This window comes from Qipengyuania sp. BR81-2, assembly GCF_055693895.1.
In genome coordinates this window covers 1,906,972-1,919,679 of record NZ_CM146344.1, presented here as the reverse complement: position 1 = coordinate 1,919,679, position 12,708 = coordinate 1,906,972, and the positions used below count along the sequence as shown (strand labels likewise).

At 62.0% G+C, this 12,708-nt stretch carries 14 protein-coding genes; 7 read left to right on the top strand and 7 right to left on the bottom strand.

Annotation, left to right across the window (positions count from 1 at the left end):
- Window positions 1-46 precede the first annotated feature (46 nt).
- Genes ACZ1G8_RS09690 through ACZ1G8_RS09680 form a run of 3 tightly spaced genes read right to left on the bottom strand, consistent with a single transcriptional unit; the run spans window position 47 to window position 1,909 of the window.
- On the bottom strand, window positions 47-403 hold the full coding sequence (locus ACZ1G8_RS09690; RefSeq protein WP_472679215.1) for a hypothetical protein: 357 nt from the start codon (window positions 401-403) through the stop codon (window positions 47-49).
- Complete coding sequence (locus tag ACZ1G8_RS09685; protein ID WP_472679214.1) at window positions 388-1,104, bottom strand: alpha/beta fold hydrolase; 717 nt, start codon at window positions 1,102-1,104, stop codon at window positions 388-390. The genes ACZ1G8_RS09690 and ACZ1G8_RS09685 overlap by 16 nt, the downstream gene beginning before the upstream one ends.
- A 28-nt stretch (window positions 1,105-1,132) precedes the next feature.
- On the bottom strand, window positions 1,133-1,909 hold the full coding sequence (locus tag ACZ1G8_RS09680) for an ion transporter (RefSeq protein WP_472679213.1): 777 nt from the start codon (window positions 1,907-1,909) through the stop codon (window positions 1,133-1,135).
- Between the two features lie 143 nt (window positions 1,910-2,052).
- Here ACZ1G8_RS09680 and ACZ1G8_RS09675 point away from each other — a divergent pair, with 143 nt between their 5' ends.
- From ACZ1G8_RS09675 to ACZ1G8_RS09665, 3 genes are all read left to right on the top strand, one after another.
- Window positions 2,053-2,610, top strand: coding sequence for a type 1 glutamine amidotransferase domain-containing protein (locus ACZ1G8_RS09675; protein ID WP_472679212.1), 558 nt, complete (start codon window positions 2,053-2,055; stop codon window positions 2,608-2,610).
- Window positions 2,611-2,782: 172 nt separating this feature from the next.
- Window positions 2,783-3,814 (top strand): DUF4349 domain-containing protein, encoded by a 1,032-nt coding sequence (locus ACZ1G8_RS09670; protein ID WP_472679211.1) that lies wholly within the window; start codon window positions 2,783-2,785, stop codon window positions 3,812-3,814.
- Between the two features lie 183 nt (window positions 3,815-3,997).
- Entirely contained in the window at window positions 3,998-5,920 is a 1,923-nt protein-coding gene (locus ACZ1G8_RS09665; protein WP_472679210.1) for a TIR domain-containing protein, read from the top strand.
- 49 nt (window positions 5,921-5,969) lie between these two features.
- Here ACZ1G8_RS09665 and ACZ1G8_RS09660 read toward each other — a convergent pair whose 3' ends face one another.
- Genes ACZ1G8_RS09660 through ACZ1G8_RS09650 form a run of 3 tightly spaced genes read right to left on the bottom strand, consistent with a single transcriptional unit; the run spans window position 5,970 to window position 8,559 of the window.
- Window positions 5,970-6,296, bottom strand: coding sequence for a 2Fe-2S iron-sulfur cluster-binding protein (locus ACZ1G8_RS09660; RefSeq protein WP_472679209.1), 327 nt, complete (start codon window positions 6,294-6,296; stop codon window positions 5,970-5,972).
- Entirely contained in the window at window positions 6,293-7,387 is a 1,095-nt protein-coding gene (locus tag ACZ1G8_RS09655; RefSeq protein ID WP_472679208.1) for a cysteine desulfurase family protein, read from the bottom strand. Before ACZ1G8_RS09655 ends, ACZ1G8_RS09660 begins: the two co-directional genes overlap by 4 nt.
- A complete protein-coding gene (locus ACZ1G8_RS09650) occupies window positions 7,384-8,559 on the bottom strand; it encodes a cysteine desulfurase family protein (protein WP_472679207.1) in 1,176 nt (391 codons plus the stop codon). The genes ACZ1G8_RS09655 and ACZ1G8_RS09650 overlap by 4 nt, the downstream gene beginning before the upstream one ends.
- Here ACZ1G8_RS09650 and ACZ1G8_RS09645 point away from each other — a divergent pair.
- Together ACZ1G8_RS09645 and ACZ1G8_RS09640 are read left to right on the top strand one after the other, a co-directional pair.
- Window positions 8,558-9,214, top strand: a complete 657-nt coding sequence (locus tag ACZ1G8_RS09645; RefSeq protein WP_221429026.1) for an alpha/beta hydrolase — start codon at window positions 8,558-8,560, stop codon at window positions 9,212-9,214. The genes ACZ1G8_RS09650 and ACZ1G8_RS09645 overlap by 2 nt on opposite strands.
- Before the next feature lie 165 nt (window positions 9,215-9,379).
- Window positions 9,380-10,054: an energy transducer TonB gene (locus ACZ1G8_RS09640; RefSeq protein WP_472679206.1), complete on the top strand. Its 675-nt coding sequence runs from the start codon at window positions 9,380-9,382 to the stop codon at window positions 10,052-10,054.
- Window positions 10,055-10,072: 18 nt separating this feature from the next.
- Here the strand turns inward: ACZ1G8_RS09640 and ACZ1G8_RS09635 are convergent, their stop codons facing one another.
- Window positions 10,073-10,285 (bottom strand): hypothetical protein, encoded by a 213-nt coding sequence (locus ACZ1G8_RS09635; RefSeq protein WP_472679205.1) that lies wholly within the window; start codon window positions 10,283-10,285, stop codon window positions 10,073-10,075.
- A gap of 117 nt (window positions 10,286-10,402) precedes the next feature.
- Here ACZ1G8_RS09635 and ACZ1G8_RS09630 point away from each other — a divergent pair, with 117 nt between their 5' ends.
- Window positions 10,403-10,780, top strand: a complete 378-nt coding sequence (locus ACZ1G8_RS09630) for a DUF3597 domain-containing protein (protein WP_472679204.1) — start codon at window positions 10,403-10,405, stop codon at window positions 10,778-10,780.
- Window positions 10,781-10,817: 37 nt separating this feature from the next.
- The gene (locus tag ACZ1G8_RS09625) at window positions 10,818-12,671 is read left to right on the top strand and encodes a DUF885 domain-containing protein (RefSeq protein WP_472679203.1); all 1,854 of its coding nucleotides are present in this window, start codon (window positions 10,818-10,820) and stop codon (window positions 12,669-12,671) included.
- The last annotated feature ends 37 nt before the right edge of the window (window positions 12,672-12,708 follow it).

The following is a 12,708-nucleotide window of genomic DNA, read 5'->3' as shown; positions in this document are numbered from 1 at the left end:
AATGCGCGCGGCCCATAGGGAGGGGCGTTTCCACAGGGAATCGGCGTTATTGATCGTCCGTACTGTCGGCGGTCAGCTCGCCATGCACGGTCACGATCGCAGCGGCGATTTCCTCGGGCACCTCTTCCTGCAGGAAGTGACCGGCTTCGGTCTCGGTCACGGGTGCATCGGGGAAGAATGCCTGCATGCGCTCCAGCCCCGAGGCCAGGATCGGATCGCGCATTCCCCAGACCAGCGCGGCGGGAATATCCAGCGTTTCGACATAGGCCTCGATTTCGCGCATCTGCTCGGCACTTGGATGGTCCGGCCCGGTCGGGACCATCCGCATGAGCGCAAGCGGGGCTTTTTCGTTTCCTGATTGGACTACCGGCTCGCTGTAGAGCGCGATCACATCCTCCGGCATGGAGTCGGGATCGCCCTGGATCGCGGACAATCGCGGCCAAAGCGGTGAAAGCCCCCGATCGCCAGCTCGCCGATGATCGGGCGGTTTGCCATGGCATGCGCGTCGGACAGGTTTCGCTCTTCGGTCGGCGCTGCGAAGCCGGTGTTCATCACAACCGCGCCCTTGAGGATACCCGGGGTGCGGGCTAGCGCGCCCATTCCCACAGGACCACCCCAGTCCTGGCCGACGTAGATGACCTCTTCGATCGCGAGCTCCTGAAGGACCCCAGCCATCCAGCGCATGTGATTGTCGAGAGTGTGCTCGCTTGCCGGGATCTTCGACGAGAATCCCAGGCCGGGCATCGTCGGCATGATCAGGCGATAAGTGTCGAGCGGCAGCTGGGCGGCAACCTTGCGATAGAGAAGCGCATTGGTCGGGTTGCCGTGCTGGAGATAGACCGGATAGCCCGTCCCGACTTCGAGCACGTGGATCTTGATGCCGGGTTCGGGCTCGACGAAGTAGCTCTTGGTGCCGTCGGGCAGGACGTCTGAGGCATAGGCCGGGAGCGGGAAAGCCTCGTACTCGCCGCTGGCGATCGCGATCGTCCCTTCGCCCTGCGGGGTGACCAGATCGCCATCGCGGCCGAGCCACAAGCCGTAGCCCGCCAGCCCGATGACAATTATGGCGATGACCGCAAGAAGTCCGAGCACAAACCGTTTCATCGTCGATCCTCCAAGCGGTGAAAGCTGGTCAATGATCGCCGTCTCGGCGCAGCTGCGCAACCTCTTCTCGCAACAGCTTCAATTGATGGATGATTTCCTCGCGCTCGTCATGCGCCTCGTCTTCCGTAGCCTCAGCCATGGCGTTGACGATGACACCGATGAAGAGGTTGAGCACGATGAAGCTGGTGAGCAGGATGAAAGGCACGAAGAACGCCCAAGCATAAGGGTAGACCTCCATTACCGGCCGTACGATCCCCATCGACCAGCTCTCTAGCGTCATGATCTGGAACAGCGAATAGAGCGAGGCGCCGAGATTGCCGAACCATTCGGGGAAGGCCTCGCCGAATAGCTTCGTGGCCATGACCGCGCTGATGTAAAACAGCAGCAGCAGCATGACGATCACGGTGCCGATGCTGGGGATCGCGCTGAACAGACCGACGATAACCTTGCGCATGCTCGGCACGACCGAGATCAGTCGCAATGCACGCAGGACACGTAGCGCGCGCAGGACGGAGAATGCGCCGGATGCAGGCATCAGGGCGACGGTCACGATGGCGAGATCGAAGACGTTCCAGCCGCTCCTGAAGAAACCCAGCCGATAGGCGAACAGCTTGAGACCGAGCTCGATCACGAAGATGCCGAGCGCAATGGTGTCGAGAAGGCGGATCGCACCGCCGAAGCTGCCCATGACCGTCGGCGAGGTTTCTAGCCCCAGCCCGATGGCATTGATCACGATCACGGCGATGATGAAGCGCTCGAATATGCGCGTCTCGACCAGCTGCCGGACTTTCTCGCGCAGGCTCATTCTCGTCACTCCAGATAGAATTCCGGCCGCAGAACCCGGCCATCAACGACCCGCCCTACCACTGCCACGGCTCGCCTGTCACCGCGGAACATGGCCCGTCTCCCACCCGTTTCAAGGGCAACACGAAATCAAGGAGTTACCCCATGACGAAACGCGTAATGATCCTCGCAACCAACGGCTTCGAGCAATCCGAACTGATGGACCCGAAGGCCAATCTCGAAGACGCCGGTTTCGAGACGACCATCGTCAGTCTCGAAAATGGCGAAATCACCGGTTGGAAGGACAAAGACTGGGGCGACAGCGTAGAGGTCGACAAGACGGTCGACGAAGTTTCCGACTGTTCCGGCTTCGACGCGCTGCTCCTGCCCGGTGGCCAGATGAACCCCGACATCCTGCGCATGAACGAACGCGCCATCGCGATCGTCCGCGAATTCAACATGGCGGACAAGCCGATCGCAGCAATCTGCCACGCACCCTGGCTTCTCGCCGAAGCCGATATCATCAAGGACAAGACCCTCACCGCATGGCCCTCGATCCGCACCGATCTGAAGAATGCAGGCGCAAATGTGGTCGATCAGGAAGCCGTTGTTGACGGAAATTTGATCACCAGCCGCAATCCGGACGACATTCCGGCATTCAGCAAGGCGCTGATCAACATGCTGGGCGAGAGTGTCGAGAGCCGCGAGCTCGAAGACGCGTAACCCTCTCTAAAACCGAACCAAAAAGGGCTCCTTCGCATCGCGCGGAGGGGCCCTTTTTCTCGCCTGACTTGACGCGTTTATACAATAGGATACGTTGTAACATACAAGATCGCTTGCAAATGCGGCAGAAATGTGGCCACATTGAGGCAGAAATATGGTGAGGAGAGATTCGATGATGAAACGTTCCCTCTTGCTGGTCGGCTTGTCCGGCCTTGCGCTGACCTCCTGCGGCCAGTCGGAAGAGCGCGCCACGACCGAGCGTGTGACGACCGTCGACGCCGAAATGGCGACCGACGCTGCTCCGCAAAACGAGTTCGGCTTCATGGAAGCGATGGAAAGCGGGCCTTCGCTGCCTCGCGTGGCTTCGCCTCCTCCTCCTCCGCCACCTCCCCCGCGCACCCGCCCTGCGCAGTCGTCCGGCAACGACACCATCCCCCCTTCCGCCACTTCCGAAGTGCCCGTGGGAATGCCGCAGGTCGCCTACACCTACGCTTACGGGTTCCGCGTGGCGCCGAACCTCATCCGCCGGATGCAGGAAAAGCACGCCGACATGTGCGAGGCGAAGGGGCCGCAAGTCTGCCGCATCGTCTCGATGAACTCGGGCGAGAGCCAGGGCGACTATGCCTATGGCAGCCTGCGCATCGCGATCGCCAGCGGCGAGGCGCGCACCTTCGGCAAGGCGCTCACCGCGACGTCGGAAGGCATGAACGGTGAGCTCGTGTCCTCCTCGATCCAGGGCGAGGACCTGTCGAAGCGCATCGTCGACACCGAGGCACGGCTGCGCGCCCGCACCGTGCTGCGCGACCGGCTGATGGACGTCCTGCGCAACCGCCGCGGGACCGTCGCCGAGCTGGTCGAGGCCGAACGCGGGGTGGCGCAGGTGAACGAGGAAATCGACCAGGCGCGAAGCTGGCTCAACGAGATGCGCGGCCGCGTGGCCTATTCGACCATGACGCTCGAATACGAGGCGGGCACGCCGTCCGAAGGCGGGTTTGCCGATCCCATCCGCAACGCATGGGGTTCGCTGGCGACGATCTTCGGCAACCTCATCGCGATCTTCATGGTCCTCGGCCTGGTTGTCCTTCCGATCGGCCTGCTGGTCTGGGGCCTCATCCGCCTGTTCAAGCGGATCGGCCTATCGACCGGCATCGGCAATGACGGCTGGACAAAGCCGGAAGAACCGAAAGAGACCACCACGGACTAAAGCCCGCAGCCGAGCGCTCCGCCGACCAAATTCGCGGCGGGGCGCTTGGACTGGCTTTGCTAAATACGATATTGGGTGAAAAGCGGTCATTGAGGATCGCGCTCAAAGGACTGCAATAAACAAGCATTGTAGTATCTTTCATCGACCTGCTAACAAATTATCGGTCGCACGGATGGAGCAAGCGTGGCCGATATTTTCATTTCTTATGCACGAGCAGATCGCGCAAAGATCGAAAAGCTCGCGAGAACGCTCACGACCAGCGGGTATGATGTCTGGTGGGATCGCGACATCACCGGAGGCTCCGAATTCAGCGCGGTTATTGAACGCGAACTCATTGCTGCCAAGACCGTCGTAGTTGCCTGGTCCGAGAATTCGCTCGGATCTCATTGGGTTCGTGACGAAGCCGAATTTGCCAGAACTGGCGAGAAGCTGTTGCCGATCTCGTTGGATGGCGTCCTTCCGCCCCTTGGTTTCCGGCAAATACATGCTTTGAGGTTTGAAGACTGGAATGGTGACGGTTCGCACTCATCCTTTCGCGAGCTGTTGGCTTCGCTCGGCAAATCCCCCTCTCAAGGCACTTCGTCGCAGTCCGAAGAGTTCAGCCCAAGAACGCCTGGTGGCAGCGCTTCGATCGCGGTGCTTCCCTTCACCAACATGTCCTCGGACCCCGAGCAGGAGTACTTTTCCGACGGAATTGCGGAAGACATACTCAATGCCTTGTCCAGTTCGACGGACTTGCTCGTCGCTGGCAGGACCTCATGCTTCGCGTTCAAAGGCAGAAATGCCAACGTGCAAGACATTGGTGCCCAGCTAAATGTAGATCATGTTCTCGATGGCTCGGTTAGGAAACAGGGCAATCGTGTTCGCATTACCGCGCAGCTCATTCGCGCGAGTGACGGATATCAAATGTGGTCAGAGCGATATGATGGAACGCTCGAAGACGTCTTCGATCTGCAAGATCGAATTTCCGGATCGATCGTCGAACAATTGCAGGCAGTCTTGACGAGCACGCCAGAGGGACGTGTGGCTGAGCAACTGACTGACAATCCGGAAGCCTATGATCTATTCTTGCGCGCCCGGGCATTGGTCAACAAGGTCTGGGGTGCTGACACGCTCACCCGCGCCGTGACGATTCTGGAGCAAACCGTCGAGTTGGATCCGGAATTTGTGAGCGCGTGGGAGCTGTTGGCGCGCGCACATTTTCTCGTCCCGCAGTTCATTTCAGATAGTGACGAGAAACTGAATTACGCTGCAAGCGAAAAGGCCGCTCGCCGGGCGCTTGACTTGGACCCCAGCTCCGATCTCGCACAGTACCTCGTGCAAGCCGCGAGTTGGGACGGGATGGACATAGGTCAATTTCTCGAACGAATAGCACGCCCCGTCGACCGAGCGACCGCCGACGAGTTGGTCTTCGTGGGTGGACTTACACAGCTCGTCTTGGGCCGGGTATCCGCGGCACTGCCGAAATTTCGGGACGCATTAAATCGCGATCCCTTGTCCGGACGCATGGCCTATAATCTTGCAGAATGTCATCTTGAACTATCGATGTTCGAGCGCGCCGAAGAATTGTTCAATCAGTCGATCGAGAATGGCTTTAGCGCCGGTTTCTTCGGATTAGCCAAAATTAGAATGATGAAAGGGAAACCGGCCGAAGCACTTGATGTGATGATGTCTGCCTACGAAGCGATAGGGGAAGGCATTTATCCTCACATGCGCTCGCGAGAACAGTGGGAGTTGGTTGGACGCGCCGCTTATGCGGGTGATCAGGAAGCTCAAGCAAAGGTGGAAGCATCGATCATTGCGATGGATGCAGACGGCTCGCAGCCTGTAAACTATTTGGTGTTGACGGTGCTCATTTGCGAGCAAAGCGCCGAAACATTCTTCCGTCTCTACAAGGAGAAGAGTTCGCCAGCGATGCACTTTTGCATTGCTCATTCCTTTTGGCAGCCGTCAGATCGCGCCCATGGTTTCCGTCAGCACCCGGGATTCAAGCAATTTGCCGAGGAAATCGGTCTTGTAGATGCATGGCAAAAATTTGGATGGCCCGATCTCGCGAGACCCAACCCCGGCACCGATGGCTCAAATGGAGCCTGGACAATTGATTAGTGGCTAGACGAGCAAACTCTAATCAATGGGGTCGTTGGCTGTCGTAGCCTCACCGGCTCATGTCATGGCTCTCGGCGGGAATGGTGACGATTAGCCCATCCAGTTCCTCGCCGAGGACGATCTGGCAGGACAAGCGGCTCGTGCGGCGCACGCCCGCGGCGAGATCGAGCATGTCTTCCTCTTCCTCGCTCGCTTGCGCGAGGCGGGCGAACCAGTCCTTGTCGACCACCACGTGGCAGGTCGAGCAGGCCATCTGGCCTTCGCAGGTTCCCTCCAGCGGCATGCCCGCGGCCTGCGCCACGCGAAGGAGGCTGTCACCCGCCTCGGCTCTCGCATCGACACGGTCGCCTTCGGAGGTGATGAAAGTGACCTTCATAGCGATCCTTGCGCCTTTGCTGCCTCGTTGATGGTCTTGCCCGCTTCCTCGATCTCTTCGAGCGTGGTGTAGCGCCCGAAGCCGAGGCGGATCGAGGTCTTGGCGAGCTTCTTGGGCAGGCCGATCGCTTCGAGCACATGGCTGGTGCGGCCCGATCCGCTCGCGCAGGCGGAGCCAGCAGAGAACATCACATTGCGGCACTCGCTCATCAGGCGGTTCACATCGAGCCCGCCGCCGTTGGGGCCGCGCGGGCGGATGTTGAGATTGCCGTGGTAGCGCGCCTCGGCACTGCCGTTGAGCTCCCAGTTCTCGAAGATCTCACAGGCGCGCTTCCAGAGCTTCTGGACGTGCTCGGCATCCTGCTCCATCCGGTCCTTCGCCTCGGCCGCAGCTGCGCCCATGCCCGCGATCAGCGCGGGGCTGAGCGTGCCGGACCGCAGGCCGAATTCCTGCCCACCGCCGGTCTGGACCTCGTGCAGATCGACACCGTCGCGCACCCAAAGCGCGCCCACGCCCTTGGGCCCGTGGAACTTATGCGCGCTGATCGCGATCATGTCCGCGCCGGTGACCTCGATCTTGCCGTAGGCCTGCACCGCGTCGCACAGGTAGAGCGCGTTGTTCTCCTTCGCCTTGCGGTGCCATTCGACCGTGGGCTGGACGACGCCGATCTCGTTATTGACCTGCATCAGGCAGACCAGCCGCGTGTCCTGCGGCAGGTCCTGCTTGGTGTTGCACTGCCCGTCCTTGGCGACATTCAGCACGTGGCACTTGCCCGCATCCTTTGCCGTATCGAGCACCGCCGAATGCTCGATCGCGGAGACGGAGACCGTGCCGTCCTTGCCGCTGCCGCGGATGGCGAGATTGAGCGCCTCGGTCGCGCCGGAGGTGAAGATGACCTTGCCACCGGGAGGAAAGAGCGCCGCAACCTGTTCGCGCGCGAACTCGATCGCGGCCTTGGCCTCGCGGCCCATCTTGTGGGGGGAATGCGGATTGCCGAAGCCGGTCCCGCCCGGCCCGTCGAGCCAGCGCAGCATGGCGTCGCGCGCTTCGGGGGCAAGCGGGGTGGTGGCCTGATAGTCGAGGTAGATCATGCTTTCGCCAACTCAAGCCATACCTCGGCGAAGCGTTCCACCTCTTCGCGCGACGTATTCCAGCCGAAGCTGGCGCGGATAGTGCGGTCGGAGACATCGGGTTCGACCTGCATCGATTGCAGCACATGGCTGGTCTTCATCGTGCCTGAGGAACAGGCCGAGCCTTGCGAGACCGAAATGCCCGCCATGTCGAAGCGCATGACCTGCGCGCTGCCACTCATCTTGGGCATGGCGATCGCGCGGACATAGGGCGTCGCATCGGAAAGTCGGTCAGACATCCACGCCCCGCCCATTTCGCGGCAAGCCTGCGCGAGTGTGTTGACCGGTTCGAGGACATTCGCGTCCAGATAGGGATCGCTGCAAGCTTCCAGCGCGGCCGCCATGCCGAGCACGCCGGGCAGGTTCTCGGTCCCGCGACGATAGCCACGCTCCTGTCCGCCGGCCGGTTCGAGCATGGCGAAGTCCTTTACCAGCAGCGCGCCGATGCCGATTGGTCCGCCAAATTTGTGCGCCGAAACGATTGCCATGTCGCAGAGCGGCGCGGCGAACTTGCCCGCGCTCTGCGCACAGTCCGAGAGCAGCAAACCGCCTGCCTGGTGCACGATACCGGCGATCGCGGTGATATCCTGCATATTGCCGGTCTCGGAATTGACCTGCTGGACGGCGACCAATGGCCGCTCGCGCTGGACAGCCTCGGTCAGCACCTCGAGATCTAGCGCGCCATCTGTCCGCACCGGCAGGCGCTCGGCATCCGGTGCTGCCTTGAGGATCGCATCGTGCTCTACGGCCGAAACCAGTCGCGCGCCCGCCTTGGCGTGGCCCAAAGCCAACGCCGCCGCCTCGCTCGCGCCGGAGGTGAAGATGACCTCTCCCTCCCAGCCGAACGCCCGTTTCACCCGCTCGCGCGCATCCTCCAGCGCCGCCCTCGCCTTGCGGCCTTCGGCGTGCGGACTGCTCGGATTGGCCCAGAGCGAGAAACCTTCCTCCATCGCCGCACGCGCCTCTGGGCGGAGCGGGGTGGTGGCGGCGTGATCGAGATAGATGCGTGTCGGGACGGGACGGGCCCTTAAATAATTGCGAATTGCCGCTGAAACCCTATATGGAGCGCAACCTCGCGCAAGCCCCTTGGGTCGACGCGCACCACATTTTTCTGCCAGGGTATACCTCCCCATGCCGACTGTGATCTTTCCCGGCCCCGAAGGCCGCCTCGAAGGCCGTTTCTCTCCCGGCCCGCGCCCGCGCGCACCTGTTGCGATGATCCTCCACCCGCACCCGCAGGGCGGCGGCACCATGAACGAGCAGATCACTCAGCGTCTCTACAAGACCTTCGTGAACCGCGGTTTCGCAACGCTGCGCTTCAACTTCCGCGGCGTCGGCCGCAGCCAGGGCAGCTTCGACAATGGTATCGGCGAACTGTCCGATGCTGCTGCCGCGCTCGACTGGGTGCAGCAGGTCCATCCCGAAGCGCAGGTGACCTGGGTCGCCGGAGTCAGCTTCGGCTCGCTCATCGGCATGCAGCTGCTCATGCGTCGCCCGGAAATCCGCGGCTGGATCAGCATCGGTGCGCCGGCGAGCATGTACGACTTCTCGTTCCTCGCACCTTGCCCGGCCTCGGGCATCTTCATCCACGGCGCGCAGGACACCGTCGTCCAGCCCAATGCCGTGACCAAGCTCGTCGAGAAGCTCCGCACGCAGAAGCACATCACCGTGCATCACGAAGAAATCCCGCGCGCGAACCACTTCTTCGAGAACGAGCAGGAAGAGCTGATGAAGTCGGTAGACAATTATCTCGACTTCCGTCTCGACCCGGCCTGCCCGATCACCTGACAGGCAGAACCACAGAGAAATCAAACCGATCAAGGGGCCGATTTCCGGGCCCTTTTTCGTGTGCGTGGCCCGTCGCCCGAGCCTCCCCAACCACCCGAATTTGCAATTTGAAAGAGATGTTGTAACATTCACATGGATTTGGAGTCGCAGAGGAAAGGAAAATCCATGTCTTATGTCGATCAACAGCGAGGGCCATCCGCCACGGGTCTGGCGGGAGCCATCCTCGTCCAGGCGAGCATCGGGGCAGCAATTATTGCTGGGCTGAGTGTCACACACGCGATCATCGAGGATGCGCCCAATGTGGATGTCTTCGATGTAAGAGACGATCTCCCGCCTCCTCCGCCCCCGCCCCCGCCGACGGACCAGCCGAAACCCGAGACTGACACGCCTCCCATCAGCGTGCCCGACAACAAGTTCCGCCTTGATCCGGTCGAACCGACGATACCGACCACGACGGACATGTTTCCCGAGGGTCCAATCATTCTCGATCCGGGTCCGACCCGCATCGTCGAGCCGGTGATCCCCGGCCCCACCGCCACCTTCAGTCCCGTGGGCGCGAAACCGCGCAACGACCCGGGTGGATGGCTGCGCGACCGCGACTACCGTTCTTCATGGTCGCGGATGGAACTGACCGGAACCGCGAGCTTCCGTCTCGAAATCGCCGCGACCGGCAAGGTCACCGGCTGCGAAATCACCGGAAGCACCGGCCATCGCCAGCTCGACGAGGCGACCTGCAATCTCCTGCCGCGCCGCGCGAAGTTCGAGCCGGCACGCGGCGCAAACGGCGAGCCTGTCGCCGGCCAGTACACGGGATCGGTCGTCTGGAAGCTGCCCGAATAGCCTCCTCGCGTCAGGCAGCTACCGGTCGGAGCCCCGTTCGATCTTGTCGAGCGGGGCTTCTCCGTCTGCATCGGGGATCGTCCAGATCGCCACATTGCCCAGCGCGATCAGGCCGAGCAGCACCATGAGCATCGCGTTCTTGGCATTGCCGGTCCGCTTCCACAGCAGGAATGCGCCGACGAACAGCGCGACGGCGGCAAGGACGACGATCGAGAGTACGGTATCGAGCATTCCCGCTCCCTAGCCCGTGCCGCGCATTCGGGGAAGCACAGGAACGCACTCCATCCCATCCCGTTGATTGCAAAAGCGAAGCGGCGAAAGGCCGCACAACCGGCGAAAGGACGAGCGATGGGTATCTTCAGCAGCATCAAGGAAGCGATCTTCGGCAAGGAGGCCAAGGCTCAGGAAGCACCCGCACAGCCGAAAACGGGCAATGCCTGGGCGGATGCCCCCAAGACGGAAGCCGTCGCCAAGCCCGTCGTCGATGTCGAGAACAGCCTCGATTCCATGCCGGGTGCCGACCGGCTCAACTGGCGCACTTCGATCGTCGACCTGATGAAGTTGATCGGCGTCGATTCCAGTTATGAGAATCGCAAGGCGCTCGCGACAGAGCTCGGCCGCGAGGATTACTCGGGCACGGCAGAGGACAATATCTGGCTGCACAAGCGCACCATGCGCGAATTGTCGGCAAACGGCGGCAAGGTGCCGGCAGAATTCCTCGATTGATTTGACACTCTTGCGCGCCGGATACACACCGGCGCGCATGACCACACACACGATCGAAGCAACACGTCGCCAGGTCCTTGCGGGGCTTGGCGCGACGACCGCCCTTACGCTTGGCGGATGTGTCCCGACACCGCGCCCCGAGGGTATTGCCGCCGCCCGCCAGATCGGCGCGGAGCGGTTGCTGGAGACAGTCGCCTACAACCTGCTCGAGCATGAACCCGAACGCGCCACCAGCCTTGGTGTCGACACGGGTCGCTACGCCTATCTGCGCAGCCGCCTCGAGGACCAGTCGCCCGCCGGGCAGGAAGCCTATGCAGCAACGCTGAGGCAGGATCTCGAACGCGTGCGTGACTATTCGCGCGATGGGCTGGACAGCGAGACGGTCACCAATCTCGACGTCGTTCAAAGCGCCTATGAACTCGCGCTCGACGGCTTCGCCCTCCCCTATGGCGATACGCCCGTCGGCAACTGGCGCACTGCACCTTATGTCGTCATCCAGAATGTGGGCGAATACATCGGCATGCCGCGCTTCATGCAGTCGACCCAGAAGGTCGAGAATGGCGATGATGCCGATGCCTATATCGACCGGCTTGAAGCCTTCCCTGCATCGCTCGACGGCGAGCTGGCGCGGATCCGCGAGGCACGCGGCATGGGCGTGGTCCCGCCCGCCTTCCTGCTCGACAAGGCGATCGTCCAGATGGAGCAGACCATTGCCAGCGCCGGCAAGGGCGAGCTGTTCGCCGCAGACCTGCGTGCCAAGCTCAATGCTTCCGGCATGCCCGAAAGCCACGCCAACCGCGCCGAGATTCTCGAAGGCGGTGTTATCGCAGAAGCGCTCACTCGCCAGCTCGAAGAGCTGCGCGCCGAGCGCGCCGTGGCAACTGACGAGCCGGGAATTTCCGCAAGACCCTATGGCGAGGAGTTCTACGCCTGGGCGCTGCGATCGAGCACGACCACTCGCCTCACCCCCGAAGAGGTCCACGAACAGGGCCTCGATGAGCTCGAAGCGCTCCACGCTCGCATGGACCCGATCCTGCGCGACATCGGCTATACCGAAGGCACGGTAGGCGAGCGCATGCAGGTGCTGGGCGACGATCCGCGTTACAAGTTCGCGCCCGGCGACGAAGGGCGCGAAGAGATCTTCGAATTCATCCACGAGCGTATCGACTGGATCAAGGCGCAGATGCCGCGCGCCTTCAACACGCTGGTCGATCCCAATCTCGAGGTCACGCGCATCCCGGTTGCCGAGGAAGCCGGCGCTCCGGGCGCCTATGGTGGTGCGGGCAGCAAGGACGGCACGATCCCGGGACGCTTCTGGATCAACCTGCGCACCACTGACCTCCACCGGAAGTACGACCTCGCCGATCTCACCTATCACGAGACCATTCCGGGCCATGTCTGGGAGGGCGAGTATTCGAACCGCCTGCCGCTGATCCGCTCGATCCTTGCCTTCAATCCCTTCAGCGAAGGCTGGGCGCTCTATGGCGAGCAGATGGCCGACGAGTTGGGCGCCTACGACGACTTTAAGGTCGGCCGCCTCGGCTACCTGCAGAGCCTCGCCTTCCGCGCCTGCCGCATGGTCGTCGACACCGGGCTCCACGCCAAGGGCTGGAGCCGCCAGCAGGCGCGCCAGTTCTTCGTCGAGCGCAACGGCTCAAAGGAGCAGGAAGTCGCGAGCGAGGTCGATCGCTATTGCAGCTGGCCCGGACAGGCGACAGGCTACAAGCTCGGTCACAGCCGCATCGTCGACCAGCGCGAGCTTGCCCGCCGCACGCTGGGCGATGCCTACGATTTCAAAGCGTTTAACGATGCCGTCATCCTCGGCGGCAATGTCCCGATGGACGTCTTGGAGAAGAACGTCGCCCGCTACATCGCGGGCGTAAGGGGCTGATCCCTCGCAAGATTGCCGTAGAACTCAAGGGAGCCTG